Origin of the sequence: Lacibacterium aquatile, assembly GCF_042683105.1 — a bacterium.
Classification (GTDB): Bacteria; Pseudomonadota; Alphaproteobacteria; order Elsterales; family Elsteraceae; genus Lacibacterium; species Lacibacterium aquatile.
The window spans coordinates 319,078-333,761 of sequence record NZ_JBHUIP010000001.1 but is presented as its reverse complement, the minus strand read 5'-3'; the positions used below and the strand labels follow the sequence as shown (position 1 = coordinate 333,761).

General features: G+C 62.4%; 16 protein-coding genes. 4 read left to right on the top strand and 12 right to left on the bottom strand.

Going from position 1 to position 14,684, the window contains the following annotated elements:
- Window positions 1-33 precede the first annotated feature (33 nt).
- The 5 genes from ACFSM5_RS01650 to ACFSM5_RS01630 all read right to left on the bottom strand — a co-directional run bounded on the left by ACFSM5_RS01650 (window position 34) and on the right by ACFSM5_RS01630 (window position 3,337).
- Window positions 34-639: a class I SAM-dependent methyltransferase gene (locus ACFSM5_RS01650; RefSeq protein WP_379874477.1), complete on the bottom strand. Its 606-nt coding sequence runs from the start codon at window positions 637-639 to the stop codon at window positions 34-36.
- 94 nt (window positions 640-733) lie between these two features.
- Entirely contained in the window at window positions 734-1,102 is a 369-nt protein-coding gene (locus tag ACFSM5_RS01645) for a DUF2155 domain-containing protein (RefSeq protein ID WP_379874476.1), read from the bottom strand.
- On the bottom strand, window positions 1,099-1,614 hold the full coding sequence (gene mlaD, locus ACFSM5_RS01640; protein ID WP_379874475.1) for an outer membrane lipid asymmetry maintenance protein MlaD: 516 nt from the start codon (window positions 1,612-1,614) through the stop codon (window positions 1,099-1,101). The genes ACFSM5_RS01645 and mlaD overlap by 4 nt, the downstream gene beginning before the upstream one ends.
- Before the next feature lie 20 nt (window positions 1,615-1,634).
- Window positions 1,635-1,991 carry an NADH:ubiquinone oxidoreductase subunit NDUFA12 gene (locus ACFSM5_RS01635; protein ID WP_379874474.1) on the bottom strand — a complete coding sequence of 119 codons (357 nt, stop codon included), beginning with the start codon at window positions 1,989-1,991 and terminating at the stop codon, window positions 1,635-1,637.
- A gap of 68 nt (window positions 1,992-2,059) precedes the next feature.
- Window positions 2,060-3,337: a GNAT family N-acetyltransferase gene (locus tag ACFSM5_RS01630; RefSeq protein WP_417498509.1), complete on the bottom strand. Its 1,278-nt coding sequence runs from the start codon at window positions 3,335-3,337 to the stop codon at window positions 2,060-2,062.
- A gap of 56 nt (window positions 3,338-3,393) precedes the next feature.
- Here ACFSM5_RS01630 and ACFSM5_RS01625 point away from each other — a divergent pair, with 56 nt between their 5' ends.
- The 3 genes from ACFSM5_RS01625 (at window position 3,394) to ACFSM5_RS01615 (ending at window position 6,554) form a co-directional block, all read left to right on the top strand.
- Window positions 3,394-4,689, top strand: a complete 1,296-nt coding sequence (locus tag ACFSM5_RS01625; RefSeq protein WP_379874473.1) for an esterase-like activity of phytase family protein — start codon at window positions 3,394-3,396, stop codon at window positions 4,687-4,689.
- A 113-nt stretch (window positions 4,690-4,802) separates the two neighbouring features.
- Window positions 4,803-5,645 (top strand): hypothetical protein, encoded by an 843-nt coding sequence (locus tag ACFSM5_RS01620; protein ID WP_379874472.1) that lies wholly within the window; start codon window positions 4,803-4,805, stop codon window positions 5,643-5,645.
- Window positions 5,646-5,693: 48 nt separating this feature from the next.
- Window positions 5,694-6,554: a pirin family protein gene (locus ACFSM5_RS01615; protein ID WP_379874471.1), complete on the top strand. Its 861-nt coding sequence runs from the start codon at window positions 5,694-5,696 to the stop codon at window positions 6,552-6,554.
- A gap of 22 nt (window positions 6,555-6,576) precedes the next feature.
- Here the strand turns inward: ACFSM5_RS01615 and ACFSM5_RS01610 are convergent, their stop codons facing one another.
- The 7 genes from ACFSM5_RS01610 to ACFSM5_RS01580 form a co-directional block, all read right to left on the bottom strand.
- The gene (locus ACFSM5_RS01610) at window positions 6,577-7,341 is read right to left on the bottom strand and encodes an ATP-binding cassette domain-containing protein (RefSeq protein ID WP_379874470.1); all 765 of its coding nucleotides are present in this window, start codon (window positions 7,339-7,341) and stop codon (window positions 6,577-6,579) included.
- Entirely contained in the window at window positions 7,338-8,381 is a 1,044-nt protein-coding gene (locus ACFSM5_RS01605) for a FecCD family ABC transporter permease (RefSeq protein WP_379874469.1), read from the bottom strand. Before ACFSM5_RS01605 ends, ACFSM5_RS01610 begins: the two co-directional genes overlap by 4 nt.
- Complete coding sequence (locus tag ACFSM5_RS01600; RefSeq protein WP_379874468.1) at window positions 8,363-9,235, bottom strand: heme/hemin ABC transporter substrate-binding protein; 873 nt, start codon at window positions 9,233-9,235, stop codon at window positions 8,363-8,365. The genes ACFSM5_RS01605 and ACFSM5_RS01600 overlap by 19 nt, the downstream gene beginning before the upstream one ends.
- The gene (locus ACFSM5_RS01595; protein ID WP_379874467.1) at window positions 9,235-10,293 is read right to left on the bottom strand and encodes a hemin-degrading factor; all 1,059 of its coding nucleotides are present in this window, start codon (window positions 10,291-10,293) and stop codon (window positions 9,235-9,237) included. The genes ACFSM5_RS01600 and ACFSM5_RS01595 overlap by 1 nt, the downstream gene beginning before the upstream one ends.
- 128 nt (window positions 10,294-10,421) lie before the next feature.
- Window positions 10,422-12,662 (bottom strand): TonB-dependent hemoglobin/transferrin/lactoferrin family receptor, encoded by a 2,241-nt coding sequence (locus ACFSM5_RS01590; RefSeq protein WP_379874466.1) that lies wholly within the window; start codon window positions 12,660-12,662, stop codon window positions 10,422-10,424.
- Between the two features lie 111 nt (window positions 12,663-12,773).
- On the bottom strand, window positions 12,774-12,950 hold the full coding sequence (hemP, locus tag ACFSM5_RS01585) for a hemin uptake protein HemP (RefSeq protein ID WP_379874497.1): 177 nt from the start codon (window positions 12,948-12,950) through the stop codon (window positions 12,774-12,776).
- Between the two features lie 95 nt (window positions 12,951-13,045).
- Window positions 13,046-13,483 carry an energy transducer TonB gene (locus ACFSM5_RS01580; protein ID WP_379874465.1) on the bottom strand — a complete coding sequence of 146 codons (438 nt, stop codon included), beginning with the start codon at window positions 13,481-13,483 and terminating at the stop codon, window positions 13,046-13,048.
- Window positions 13,484-14,447: 964 nt separating this feature from the next.
- On the opposite strand from ACFSM5_RS01580, the gene ACFSM5_RS01575 reads away from it, so the two are divergent.
- The gene (locus ACFSM5_RS01575; protein ID WP_379874464.1) at window positions 14,448-14,657 is read left to right on the top strand and encodes a cold-shock protein; all 210 of its coding nucleotides are present in this window, start codon (window positions 14,448-14,450) and stop codon (window positions 14,655-14,657) included.
- The last annotated feature ends 27 nt before the right edge of the window (window positions 14,658-14,684 follow it).

The window sequence follows — 14,684 nt, the reverse complement described above, 5'->3', positions numbered from 1 at the left end:
TTCCGGGGCCGCCCCTTTTTTTATGCTGGTGGGCTAGTGGATTGCGATCAGCGATTTCGGCCACCCGAGGAAACGCTCCCGCTCGATCCGCGCATGAGGGAACAAGATGCTCATCTGCCGGTAACTCAGCAGGCGGGCGTCATCGATAATCTGCGCTGCCTCCGTCGCTGACCGGGCTCGTCTCATATGCCCGAGGGCGGCCCGCTGCACCAGTTGCATCCGGGCGTTTCGCGGTAGCCAGTGGAAGAAAGGTGTCATGAAATGTGGCTCGACTGGGAAGGCCCAATCGGGTGTCTGAATGAAGTAGTGGGGGGCGAGCCGATGGACCTCGCCTGCGAAGGCTTGCATGCGGGCCCAGTCACCGACGTGCTCAATCACTGAATTGGAATGCACGAGATCGAAGCTGGCATCGGGATGGTCTATTAGATTGCAGGCATCCCCCTCGATCAGATGAAAGCGCGGGCGCGATGCGAGGGGGACCGAACCGGGCAGGTTGACGAGCGTGATTGAGAGATCAAGCCGCTCCAATGTGTCCGGGGGCAACAGGCTCCAATATCTTAGAGTGCCGCCGAGGTCGAGGATGCGGATTTGGCTTTTGTCCGCAGCGATTCTTTCCAGGATCTGCAGCAGCCGCAGCATTCGCTGAGCGCGGAACCGATAGCTTAGGGAATGGGGGTTGCTGAAATCTGTCAGCTGCAGCGCAAGTTTCTTCCCGAAACCCACGCTCAATGGCCTACTTGCAGTCCAGGACGATGACGTCGTAGACGGCATGCTCCAGCGGGTGTAAGGCGGGGGAGGAGGCGAACATCCAGCCGTTGAAGGCGGAAACCGGTTCCTGCTGCGGGCGATGGTCGATGATGCGCAGAAAGGCAGCCGATTCCGGGGTTTCTTCGGGCGGGCGCTTCTGGCAGGTATCGACGAAGATCTCAAGTGTCCCGAACCAAGCCTTATTGCCGACCGGGATCGTCAGGGTCGAGACTCGAGCCGTGATCTTATCGAGGGTTTGCAGAACGGCATTGGCCGCCTGCTGCTGTGCCATAGCTGGGGCTGCCATGAGGCAGAGACCGGCAATAGCGCCCAGGGCGTTAGGCAGGAGCCTCATTGCGGGGCAGGCGCGCCGGGATAGGCGCCACCGGGGGGCGGGGGAGGTGACTTGGCACCATCCTTGGGTTCGTTCGACGAGAACATGAAACGCCCCAGCAGCTGCATGAAATCGACGGCTGCCTGGGTGTAACGGATGTTGGAGCCGTCGGGCAGGATGTCGTCGTCATTGCCGGGGACGATATTCAGATAGCGTCCACCCAGCAGGCCTTCGGTCTGGATTTCCGCGCGGCTGTCGATCGGCAGCTTCACATTGTCCTGGATCGCGATTTCGACCGAGGCGAAGAAAGTCTTCGGATCCAGTACGACATCGGTGACGGCGCCAACCTTGATACCCGACACGCGCACATCGGTGCCGTTGGTCAGGCCGTCAACGCGGTCGAACCGGGCCTTCAGGATATAGCTGCCAGCACCGGCGCCATGGCCGGTCGTGGAGTAGGCGTACCAGCCAAAGCCGACGGCAATAGCCAGAACGAGGGCGCCAACGAGTGTCTCGACGATATGACGTTGCATGGTGCGTCGCTACCGGCGGCTCAGTTCGGCTGCCAGGGTTCGTAGTCGCCAGTCGCCTTGTCACGACGGCCGCCGGCCAGCTGGTGACCGGGCGGGCGATAGGCCAGCGTGGTGCCGGTCAGGTTCGGCTGATGCTGCTTCTGCCAGGGCTTCACGGCGATGGGGCCTGAAGCCGGAATGTCGTTGGTGGTCTTATGCAGCCAGCGGTGCCAATGGGCCGGAACCTTGGAAGCTTCCGGCGAACCGTTGTAGAGCACCCAGCGCTTGGCCCGGGAAACGTCCTCGATGCCCTTTTCACGGAAGTAGCGGTTGCCGAATTCGTCGCTACCGACCTGCTCGCCCTTGAGCCAAGTGAAAAGACGGGTGCCGAGGGACATGGGGGACTTGCTCGCTGCTGTCATAACAATACGGGTCGGGGCCAATATCGACCCACAACAGGGCTGGACTATGGCACCGGCCTATCGTCGCGTCTAGTGTCCTGCTGCTGGCGGAAGGGGCCTTCGGCGGCCATTTCCGTAATAATCCCAGCGATATGGGGACGCTCATGGGCAAGGAAATCGTCCACCGCCGCGCGAAACCCTTCGTTTGCAATCCAATGCATGGAGTAGGTAGGGCGCGGCAGATAGCCGCGTTGCAGCTTATGCTCCCCCTGGGCGCCCGCCTCGACACGGGTGAGGCCGCGCTCGATTGCGAAATCCAGGGCGCGGTAATAACACAGCTCGAAATGCAGGAAGGGGACATCGACGCTGGCGCCCCAGTTGCGGCCATAAAGCGTGTTGCTGCCCAGCAGATTGAGAGCGGCGGCTACCGGCTTGCCGCGATCCTCGGCCACGACCAGGACGACTTTGTCGCCCAGGCGCGCAGCCATGAGATCGAAGAACTTGCGGGTCAGATAGGCGCTGCCCCATTTGCGGTCGATGGTGGCGAGGTAAAATCGGTGAAACGCATCCCAATGCGCCGCCGTGATCTCGTCCCCCACCAGGGTTTTCAGGATAAGGCCGCTGTCGGCCACCGACTGGCGTTCCTTGCGGATGGCCTTGCGCTTGCGGCTTGAGAGATCGGCTAGGAAGCCCTCGAAGTCGTTATAGCCGCGATTGTGCCAATGGAACTGGAAGCCTAAACGCTCGGCAAAACCGGCGGCAGCGAAAGCGGGGCGATCCTCGTCCGTCACGAAGGTCGCATGGACGGATGAAACGCCCAGGCGCCGGGTGATATCCACCAAAGCGACGGCCAGGGCCTGCCGCATCTCGGGCGCTGCCTGGGGATGGGTCAGCAGTCGAGGACCGGGCACGGGGGTGAAGGGGATTGCGGACTGAAGCTTGGGATAATAGGCACCGCCCGCGCGCTCGAAGGCATCGGCCCAGCTATGGTCGAAGACATATTCGCCCCAGCTGTTGCCTTTCACATACAGCGGGACGGCCCCGACCAGTTGGCCATCGGCACTTTCGGCAATCAGATGGCGCGGCAACCAGCCGGAGCGTGGGGCAGCCGACCCGCTTTCTTCGAGCGCAGAGAGAAAGCCATGGCTCAGGAACGGATTGTCGGCACCCGCGATGCCGTCCCAATCGGCAGCGGAGATCGCGCCTAGACCTTCGATGGTGTGAAAGCGGGTGGCACGCAGCGGCTGCGGCGAAGCGGGCATGGGGGGCGGGGGCGGGATCAACACAAAACTAAGGTAGGGAGCGCGCGGCCAGAGGACAAGCACTTGTAACGGCAGCGTCATGGATGGGGAGTAGCGTCTGGCGCGAACTCCTCAACCTCCCGCTCCCGGAGCATCCGATGCGCATCGCCTTAACTGCCTGCCTGCTGGCCGCCGCCGCTTTCCCGGCCCTGGCCCAGAGTGTCACCGTTTTCGAAGCCGCCAATCCCGCCAGCCTCTCCATGGGCGACTATACGGCGCCGGGTCAGGGCGGAAAGCCGATGGCGCTCTCCATCGGAATCGGCAGCGGTGCCTGGCATGGGGCAGATGATGCACCCTTCCGCTTCTGGACCGTCGGCGACCGCGGCCCGAACATTGCCTGCTCGGATGCCGAGAAGACCCTGGGCGTGAAGCCGGAGGCGATCTGCGCCGCTGCCCCGAAGGGCCGTGTCTATCCGCTGCCCGCCTATACGCCGTCGATCTATGCCATCGATCTCGATCCGGCGACCAAGAGTTTCACGCTTGCCCAGACCATCCCGGTCAAGACCCGCGACGGCAAGCTGACCTCCGGCCTGCTCAATCCGCTGACCGTAGCCTCGACCGAAGATGCGCTCGACGGACAGGGCAAGCCGCTCACCCATGATCCGAACGGCATCGACATCGAAGGCATCGTCCGCCTCAAGGACGGCAGCTTCATCCTGGGCGATGAAAACGGCCCGTCGATGATCGAAGTCGCCGCCGATGGCCGCATTATGCGCCGCCATGTCCCGGCCGGGACCGAGAAGGACTATGCCGCTGCCGGTTACGACACTGTCGGCAGCCTGCCTGCGCTGCTGACCCGCCGCGCCACTAACCGCGGCATCGAATCGATGGCCCTGTCGCCCGATGGCGCCTTCGTCTATTTCATCATGCAGAACCCGCTGCAGAACCCGGATGCCAAGGCCTACAGCGGCGCTGTGAACAGCCGCCTCTATAAGCTGGATGCCGCCACCAAGAAGATCGTTGGCGAATATACCTACGCCATGGATCCGGTCGCGACGTATCCGGGTGAAAAGAGCCCGGCCAACAGCACCGTCCGTATCAGCGAACTCACCGCCATTGGCACCGACCGTCTGGTTGTGCTGGAACGGACCGAAGTGACGACCCGCCTCTATGAGGTCACCCTGACCGATGCAGCCAATATCTGGGGCAGCAAGTGGGATGACGCGGCGACGACGCCCAGCCTGGAGCTGACCTCCGCCGAAACCGGCGCGGTCCAGCTGCTGGCCAAGACCCTGCGCCTGGATACCTCCAAGGTGCCGGAAGCTCCGGTGAAGCTGGAAGGCGTTGCCCTGGCGGGTGACGGTCGACTGATGATCATCAACGACAATGATTTCGGTATCGATGGCGCCCGTACGCAAGTTCTGCTGATCGACGGCACCGGTATCCGCCGTTAAGAACTCAACGCGCTTGGAGACGTCTGCGTAGGCTTGTCTTACGCAGACTCTCTCTTTTGTTCGCCTGCCTACTGACATAATCTGGTTGCATGTCGGGGCTGGTAATACGCTTCATGGTTCTGCTTACCTTGGCGGGTTGGATCGTGCCCGCCGACGCGCGGGAACTTGTGACATTCGCCCGCTCCTCGAACGATGCCCGAAATCCGCGCCATGCCTATTCGCTGGGGCTTCTGAAGCTCGCGCTGGAAAAGGCGCAGGTCGAAGCGGACTTTGTGCAGGCTGATATGGTGCTGGAGCAGTCCCGCGCGGTCGAAGAACTGGCGATGGGGCGCGGCTTGCGCGTCATCTGGGTCGGCACCTCACCGGAGCGCGAACGGCAACTGCGTCCGATCCGGATCCCCCTGGACCGGGGGCTGCTGGGCCTGCGCCTGATGATGGTGCGGCCTGATAGCCTGCGACAGATCGCGGAACTGCCTTCGGCGCACTTCCTGCGCTCCTTCGTCATGGGGCAGGGCGTCGGATGGCCGGATGTGCAGATTTTGGAGTCAGCCGGTTTCAAGGTTGTCGAAACCTCCTACGACCAGCTATTTCCCATGCTGGAGCGCGGAAGGGTCGGGGCCTTACCGCGGGCAGCCTTTGAAATCCGCTCGGAGATCGATGCGCAGCAGCGCCTGGGTCGGCAGTTCGCCATCGATCCGCGTTTTGCGATCTCCTATCGCTTCTGCAGCTTCTTCTTCACGAACCGCGCAGATGAAGCCCTGGCGTCGGCCATTGAGCGAGGATTGGAGGCCGCCTATGACGACGGCAGCTTCATGGCCTATTTCGAGACGCACCCCTATACCGGGGGCATCGTGCAGGCGCTCCAGCTTGAAAAGCGGGAAATTCTGGCCATCGATAACCCGTTGCTGACGCCCGAGACACGGGCGTTGCCTCCTCGATACTGGTTATTTCCCTAAGATGCCTCCCCCGGCTATGCTCCTGCTGCCGCTTCCAAGGGATGAACCATGACCGCCATTGATCTTATTTTCGACGCCCGTATCCGTGACTTAGGGGATGGGTTCAACGTGCGCCGGGTGCTGCCGTTCGCCAAACGCCGCGCCGTCGGGCCGTTTGTCTTCCTGGATCATATCGGTCCCGTGCAGTTCGAACCGGGCAAGGGTATCGATGTGCGCCCGCATCCCCATATCGGCCTTGCGACCGTGACCTATCTCTTCGAAGGGGCGCAGGTCCATCGCGACAGCACAGGCGCGGTTCAGACCATCCGGCCAGGCGACGTCAATTGGATGACCGCCGGTAGCGGCGTCACCCATTCGGAACGCAGCCCGGAGGTCGAGCGGGCCGCCGGACATCCGCTTTATGGCATGCAGAGCTGGGTAGCGCTGCCCCAGGAGTTTGCGGAGGTCGCGCCGGACTTCCATCACCATCCGGCAGCCACTATTCCCGTTATCGAGAAGGGCGGTGCGCGCCTTTCGCTGATCGCTGGCAGTGCCTATGGCGCGACCTCACCGGTCAAGGTTTTCAGCGAGACCGTTTACCTGATCGGCGATCTGGCTGCTGGTGCGAGCGTCGATCTGCCGACTGCGGCTGAACTGGCAGTCTATATCGTTTCCGGCACCGCGACGGTCGATGGCACACCGCTGGTCGAGGGGCAGATGGCGGTTCTGACCGCTTCCGCGATTCTGGCGTCAGAAGCCGGTGCGAAGGTCGTGATCCTCGGCGGTGAGCCGCTGGACGGTCCGCGCACGATCTGGTGGAATTTTGTCGCCGCCAGCCCCGAGCGTATCGAACAGGCCAAGGCTGATTGGAAAGCCGGGAGTTTCGAGAAGGTCCCGGGCGAGACGGAATTCATTCCGCTGCCCGAGTAACCTTATCCCCGAGTAACCTTATCTATGCTGCCGGAACAGCCACGGCGATCCGGCGGCCGTTCGCCCCGGTCAGCATCTCGAACGGCATATCGTAGGTTTCGCTCAGCGCGCCGGCATCAATCTCCGCTACCGGACCGGAGAAGATGATCCGCCCGTTTTTCAGCAGGATCGCGCGGTCGGCATAGGTCAGCGCCAGATCGATGTCATGCAGGACGGCGATAACGATAGTGCCGCCCTTTGCCACCGCTTTCGCCTCCGCCAGCACCGCATGGGCATGGCGGGGGTCGAGAGCGGAGGTCGGCTCGTCCAGCAGCAGGGCGCTGCCATCCGTCTGACCGGCCAGTTGGGTCAGGGCGCGGGCAAGCTGCACCCGCTGCCGCTCGCCGCCGGAAAGTTCGGGATAAGCACGTTGCCAGAGCGAGTCGAGTGCCAGTCGGTGACGTAGATCTTCCCGGATATCCTGCGGCGGCTTGCCATCCCAGGGCAGCAGACCAAGCTCGATGACCTCATGCACCTGGAACGGGAAGATGAGCGAGACGGCCTGCTCCATGACCGCGCGTCGCCGGGCCAGCGTCTTGCTGGAAAGCCGGTACAGATCCTGACCGTGCCAGGAGATGCGGCCCTTATCGGGTGTGCGGTCGCCCGCGACAGCCGTCAGAAGGGTGGATTTCCCGGCACCGTTCGGACCCAGGATCGCCGTCAGCTCGCCCGAGCGGAACTCGGCATTGATGTCGACCAGCAGCGGTCGCCCGCCAACGGACAGCATCAGGTCGGTTACCGCGATCATGAGGGCTGTCTCCGGGTCAGAAGCCAGAGGAAGAAGGGCGCGCCGATGGCGCCGGTCATCAGGCCGACCGGCAGCTCCAGGGGAGCTGCGATATTGCGCCCGGCCAGATCGGCCGTCAGCAGTAGCAGCGCACCGCCCAGGGCCGACAACGGCAGCAGATGGCGGTGGCCGGGACCCAGCGTCATGCGGACGAGATGCGGCACGACGATGCCCACGAAGCCGATCATGCCGCAGAAAGCCGTCGCCGTTCCGACCATCAGGGCGGTAGCCAGGATGATGCGGTTCCGCATGCCGGAGATATCGACGCCCAAATGACGGGCGCCGGATTCCCCCAGCGCTATGGCGTCGAGCGCACGGGCCTGACGGATGATGACAAAGGAGCCGATGCTCAAGGCGCCGATCACAATGCCGATGCCGCTCCAGTCCGCCCGGCCGACATTGCCCATCGTCCAGAAGGTGAGGTCGCGCAACTGACGGTCATCGGCGATGAAGGTCAGGATGCCGATCACGACGCCGACCAGCGCATTGATGGCGATGCCGCCCAGCAACAGGCTCGCGGTACGGCCTTCGCCCCGACGCACGGCGCCGATGGCTTGGGTCAGGAAGGTTGCTGCCAAAGCCCCGAGGATCGCACCGAACGGGACAGCCCAGACGCCGAAGTACTGCATGTATTTGGCGCCGAGCACGATGGTGGCGATTGCCCCCAGCGCTGCACCCGAGGACACGCCGATCAGGCCAGGATCCGCCAGCGGATTGCGATAGAGCCCCTGCATCGCGGCTCCAGCGATACCCATGCCCGCCCCGACGAACAGGGCAGCCACGATGCGTGGCAGGCGCAGGGTCAACACGACGAGATCATCGCGGGCTTCACCCGTGCCAAGCAGGGTGGCAATCACCCGTTCCAGGGGAACCTGGGTTGCGCCGATGGCGAGCGAGGCAAGTCCGACCAACAGGATCAGGACCACAAGAAAACCGGTGGCAAGCTGCCGCCGGTTCAATGTCAAAAGGCGGCTGGGCGCTTTCAGTTCGGCGACAGCCATGGACGATCCGGAAGGGCAGGAAGAGGCGTCCCGAAGGCGATGGCGAGATCATGAACCGCGTGCGCGGTCCTTGGGCCAAGTCCCAGGAGATACAGACTGTCCAGTACGGCGATCCGGCCGTTCTTGGCCGCCGCTGTGCCGCTTAGCTCGGGCAGCTTGGCAATACCGGCTGCACCGCCCAGGGCGTCGGCCACATGGCTGCCGGTCACGATGACGGCGGGATCGAAGCCAAGGACCGCCTCGGCCGAGACCGGCTTGTATCCCGTGATCGCGGAATTGACGTTCTCGCCCCCGGCCATGCGGATGATGGTGTCGGCAATCGTGTGCGTGCCCGCAGCCATCGGCGTGCCGCGTCCGGCGGACAGGATGAATAGCGCCTTGGTCTTCGGAGCGCCCTTCAGCATTTCCTTCAGGGCGCCGATATCCTGGGATACCTGGTCGCTGACGATCTTGCCCTTGTCGGCCACGCCCAATGCATCGGCAACGATCCTGATGTTGGCGGGAACCTGATCGATATCCAGTGCTTCCGGTATACGCACCAGCTTGATGCCCGATGCGGCGAGCTTTTGCAGGACATCCGGCGGCCCGGCTTCCGCGCCCGCCAGGATGATATCCGGCGTCAGCGACAGAACCCCTTCGGCCCCCAGCGTGCGGACGTAGCCAAGTTTCGGCACCGAATTGGCGGCATCCGGGAATGTCGAGGTCGAATCGGCAGCGATCAGTTTGTCGCCAGCGCCGAGGGCGTAGACCATCTCGGTCACGCCGCCACCCAGCGAAATCACGCGCTGGGCGAAAGCCGGAACCGCAAAAACGGTTCCGGCCAGGGCCAGCGCTGCAAGCTTGCCAAGACGCATCAGTTTGCGACCGTGGGGAGAGCGGTGACGAGGGCGCGCCAAGAGGTGTCTTCCGGCTTGCCCGGCTTACGGGCGCCGAACAGCATGGCGATGGTGCCACCCTTGGCGTCGAACAGTTCGAGCGAGGTGACATCGCCATCGCTGGTCGGCTTGCGGACGGCCCAGGCGCTGTCGATGCCGCCGGTCAGCAGGTGCAGATTGAAGTCCGGGTCCAGCACATTGTACCAGGGGCCCATCTCGACCAGCTTATGCACCGGGCCGGTGTGGATCTGGATCATGCCGTTATTGCCGACAAACACCATGATCGACTGACCGCTGTCGGCCGACTGCTGCAGGATGGTCTTGATCGAATCCAGGGCCACCGGACGGGCGCGCTCCAGACCGGCAAGACGCAGGGCCTGCACACGCTCGACGCCGAACTTCTTCAGCATGCCGAAGAATTCGTGGGTGTCCTTCATGCCATCCCAGGCAGCGCGGAAGCCGTCGACATCGATCTCGCTGTCGGGCTTGGCCGCAGCTGGGGCGGGCAGAGCACCGAAGACGGGCTCGCCAGCGTCAGCATCCTTGAAATTCTCGATCAGGGCCGCCCAGGCATCCAGATTGGTCGCGGGCTTTGCGTAGAGCTTGAACAGCGCGCCACCGGCACCATCGAAGAACTGCAAGCTGCGCTGCGGGCCACGCTCGGTTTCCTGCTCGACGGCAAAACCGAATTTCCAGGCCGAGGGGAACACACGCAGATCGATCTGCTCGCCCAGCACCAGGCCGACATGGGGACCGACTTCGACGCGCTCGAACGGGCCGGTCTTTTCATGCACGCAATGCTCGTTGCGCGTCAGGCACATCACCTCACCCAGGGTCGGGAAGGCAGAAAACAGCGCCGACCAATCGGTCTTGAGACGGGTCGTGTCCTGGCCGGGAAGCGGGGCTGCGATCAGGGCGGCTTCGGAAGCCCCCAGCTTGGTGGCAGCATCGCGGCGGCGCAGGTTCGGCTCGGCGGCCATCAGGGCCTGAAAGCGGACGGCCAACGGTTGGTCTGCGGCGTGATCGAGCGGTGTCATGGGTCTCTTCTCTCCTCATGGAGAAAGTCAGGCGGCGCGAGCCGTCTGACTTTCCTGTGCATATCGAGTATAGGCGGTCCGTCGCTCGCGACTAAGAACTATTCGCCTATCCTCCTATGTTTTGGTGGTTACCACTTCACCGTGGCGCTGACGGTGACCGAACGGCCGGCTTCCAGGAAGCGGTCCTTCACGGTCGAGCTGTCAGCAAGGCCGTTCACGTTGATGTAGTTATAGTATTTCTCGTCGAACAGATTGTTGACGGCAGCCGTCAGGGTCAGGAACTCGAACGGGTTATAGTAGGCCGCCAGATCGACGGTCGTGTAGGACTTGGCCTGGAAGCCCGGATCGGTGCCGCCGAAGAAGTTGGCAACGCCGTCGGCATGCTTCATGCCGCGCACGTGGGTGGCAGCAATCTGCGCGCCCCACAGCTCGTCAGCAGAATTATAGCTGAGGGCCGAGGTAAGGGTAACCGGCGCGACCGAGTCGAGGCGCGTATCGGTTTCCTTGTCGAAGCCCATCGCCCAGGCAGCGCCGCCCTGCAGCGCCCAGCTCGGCAGGAAGCGCCAGTCACCCTTGGCTTCGGCGCCGTAGATGACGACCTTGCTGAGGTTTTGCGACTGGAAGGTCTGCAGACCGCTACCGGCATCGATACCGACGAACTCCTGCGAGATGAAGTTCTTATAGCGGTTATAGAAGCTCGACACCTGGAAGCTGGAGCCGTTGTTGAACTTGCCACGGAAGCCGACTTCGACGCCGTCGCTGGTTTCCGGCTTGAGGTCGTTGTTCGGGATGACCATATAACCCATGGTCGGGTTGGTGAACGACAGGGCGGCATCGTCATAGGGCGGTGCGCGGAAGCCGTGGGCGTACTGACCGAACAGCGAGAACTGATCGGTGAGGTCGACAGTAGCGCCCAGCTTCGGCGAAACGGCCAGCTCGCTGACCGTCTTTGGATTGCTGGGCGGGTTCGACGCCTGGAATTCGGCGTCGATCTTCGGATTCATGTTGTAATAGTCGGCGCGGACGCCGGGAACAACCGTCACCGGACCGAACTTGCCTTCATACTGGAAGAAGCTGCCGACCTTCAGGGTCTCAGTATTCGGGAAGGTGCGGTTCGGATAAGCTTCGCCTGCCACGACATTGCTCACGACGCCGGTAGTGAGGTTCAGCGAGGTGGCGTCGCGCAGACGCTCGGTCTTCGTGAAGTCGGCGTTCACGCCATAGGTCAGAACCTGATTGAAGGCATCGAACTTGGTCTGGCCGAAAATTTCGCCGCCAATGATGTTCTGTTCCGACGAATTATGGGCGGTGCGCAGGAAGTTATCGGCGCCCTGGTCGCGCAGCTGGGTGCGATGCTCGGTGCGCTCGAAGTTGGTGTAATAGACCTTCCAATCCAGCTTATCGAGGAACAGCAGCTCGCCGGTGTGGGTATGGCCGAGCGACAGACGATAGCGCTTGGCCTTATCCTCGGATTGCGAGTCGAGCATGGTCAACGCCGGGGTCGGGGCGGTGATGTCCGAGCGCAGATCGGTATCGGTGTTGCGGGTGAAATATTCGCCCGTCAGCGCGATCCGGTCGGTGCCATTGTCCCAGACGCCTTTGCCCAGGAAGTTGTTGCCGCCGTAATCCTGCGGGTTGCGCGTGGCAAGGCCACGGCCGTTGTTGGCAGCACCGACGCCATTATAGTCCTTGCCCGGCGTGTTCAGCTCTTCGCCATCGCGGCGGGTATAGAGCGCCAGACCGGAGAAGTTGCCCGAGCGAGCGGCAAAGGTGCCGGTTTCGCTGAAGCTGCTGTCCATGCTGCTGTAGGCGGTCTTGAGCGAGGCGAAGATGTTCTTGTTCGGATCGGTAAGGTAGTCCTCGGGATCCTTCGTCACATAGGACACGACGCCGCCCAGGGCGTCCGAACCGTAAAGGGCCGAGGCCGGGCCGCGCAGGATTTCGACCTGCTTCAGCGAATCCAGATCGACGACATCGCGGCTGTAACCTGCCGAGGGCGAGGCCGAAGCGGGAGTTTCCGGAAGACGGGTGCCGTCAACCTGCATCAGGATACGGTTGTTGGTGATGCCGCGGATCGCAAAACCGCCTGCGCCCGAGCGCAGGGTCGAATTGGTGACGGTCACACCCGGCTCATAGCGGGGGAGATCCTGCAGGCGCTGAACGCCACGCTTCTCGATCTCGTCGCCATCGATGATGTCCACCACGCCGGTGGTTTCACCGACGGGCTTTGCTTCACGGTCGGCGGTGACGGTGATGGCGTCGAGTTGGGTCGGGACGGAAGCGGCTGGCTGCTGGGCAGTGGCGCCGCCGGCGATCAACGCGACGGAAGCGGTGGACAGCAGAAGCCCTCGAAGGGAAACAGTGGACATGGTGTTCTTTGCTCTTCTCAGCAGGAAAACCCCTTGCGGGGCACCAAGCGCTGGCTGGCAAATCCACCGTCGAGCGGGGAAGGCTGGCTGGCCGGTTCGAGTGGTCGACGATTATTTCGTCAAGATCAGCTTGCCATTTCGGGTCAAGCGCAGGCGGTAGGTCTCATCGTCGTGACTGATCAGGATCTCGCGGGACCCTTTCAGCAGTTCCTTGCTGCGCCAGACAGGCGCGTCGCTCCCAGCCGGTGAGGCGGGGAGGGGCGGTTGGTGTTCTGCAGGGTCGTTCATCATGATAATGAGAGTCGTTATCAATATCGGGTGCGAGGACCATACCGACGTTGCGATCCATTCGCAACCCTTTGCTTACAGGTTTGTCACTTAATCTATTTAAGCAGATAGACGACAGGGAAATGGACTGTATGACGAACGGCTCGACCATTGACCATATGTGGAACAAAAACGACGCCGCCGGCATAGACTTCGGCGGCCTGGTCCAACAATTGGAAGCCGCTGGATTTTAAAATTTTCGCCGATATTACTTTGCCATTCTCGTCAACATCCGCAGAGATCATGACGGTGCCCTGCTGATCCATCTTTTGGGCAAGTCGATGGTATCTCAGTACCGGCCTCACCAGATAATCCGCCTGGGTGATAACCGGCGGGCTTAGGGATGCTGCTGCTGAAGGGGGGGCAGATGCCGTCTTTGGAGCGGAGCTCTCTATCGGGGATGTTTGCGCCGAGACGCTCGAGGCGGCCGGGCTCGGTGCGGCGGATGTTCCCTGGGTGGTAACTGTTGGTGGCGTAGCTGTCGTCAAAGGCATTGCCTCGGGTTTAGCGACAGCGGCAGGCTGGGGGTGGGTAGCAGGCTTCGGGGCCGGCTTCGGCGGTGGCGGAGCTGCCTTTACTACCGGCTTCGGCGCAGGTGGTGGGGGCGGCAAGGGGGCCGGTTCCTCGACCACCGCAGCAGGGGGGGGTGGAGGCATGAGCGCGGCGAGATCCGGCGGCGGAGGAACATCCGGCAGGGGTATATCTACTTCTGTCGTCTCGGCTGGTTTGGGTAATGGTGCTGCGGGAGCCAGTGGCGGGGCTGGTGCGGTCATTGCAGGTGGGGCGGTCGGCTTCAACGCTACAGCGCGAGTAATCGGGGGATGGTTGGCGGGCATCGGGCCATCGATCGGCGGATGGTCTATCGGTAGCTGGACGATGGTGGCGCTGATGGCTGGCGCAGATTGCTCAAGGGGCAGGCCGATCCCTCCCAGACTCAGAAGGCCAGCAACCAGTACCACATGACCAAAGAGCGACCAGACGGCTGCCGGGCGCGTCCTGCTCATGCTCGACGTAACTGTCTGGAGCCGGTTCTCCGCAAGGGCCAACACGGGCAAGGCCGCAGGCAGAGTCGCCTCGGATGCGGTGTGGCGCAGAAGGGTCGTCAGGGAAGACATGGGCGCCAGTTTAATAAGCGCGCGGCGTTGTTGCAAATGGGAATGAGAATCGAAATCAGAATCAGTTTCGGCTGGTGCCTGTGCCACTTGATGAGATTACCCGCAGTTAACGCTGGTAATTCCGTGACGAATTTGGGCTCAGATGCCGTGTGAAAGGGGGATTCCGCAAATTCTACTTGAACGGAACGAAAGGAGCCCTCACTTTGTGTGACATCGATTTTACCTCTGGGTATAAACCGGATTTGCCGGTGTCCCGTGCGTGACGTTGATACTGAATTGAGACACCCGCCCCACCTAATACGACTCCTGGTGGCGGGAAATACCCAAGAGGGGAGGAAGTACGATGTCTGTTGGTACGGTTAAGTGGTTCAATGGAACCAAGGGTTATGGCTTCATCCAGCCGGAAGACGGCTCGGCCGATGTGTTCGTTCACATTTCCGCTGTGGAGCAGGCTGGCCTGCGTGGTCTGAACGAAGGCCAGAAGGTGAGCTACGAGCTTCAGCGCGATCCGCGTAAGGGCAAGACTTCCGCTGCCAACCTCCGGGCGCTCTAAGCGCCGGTTGCAGGTAGGTCAAGCGGC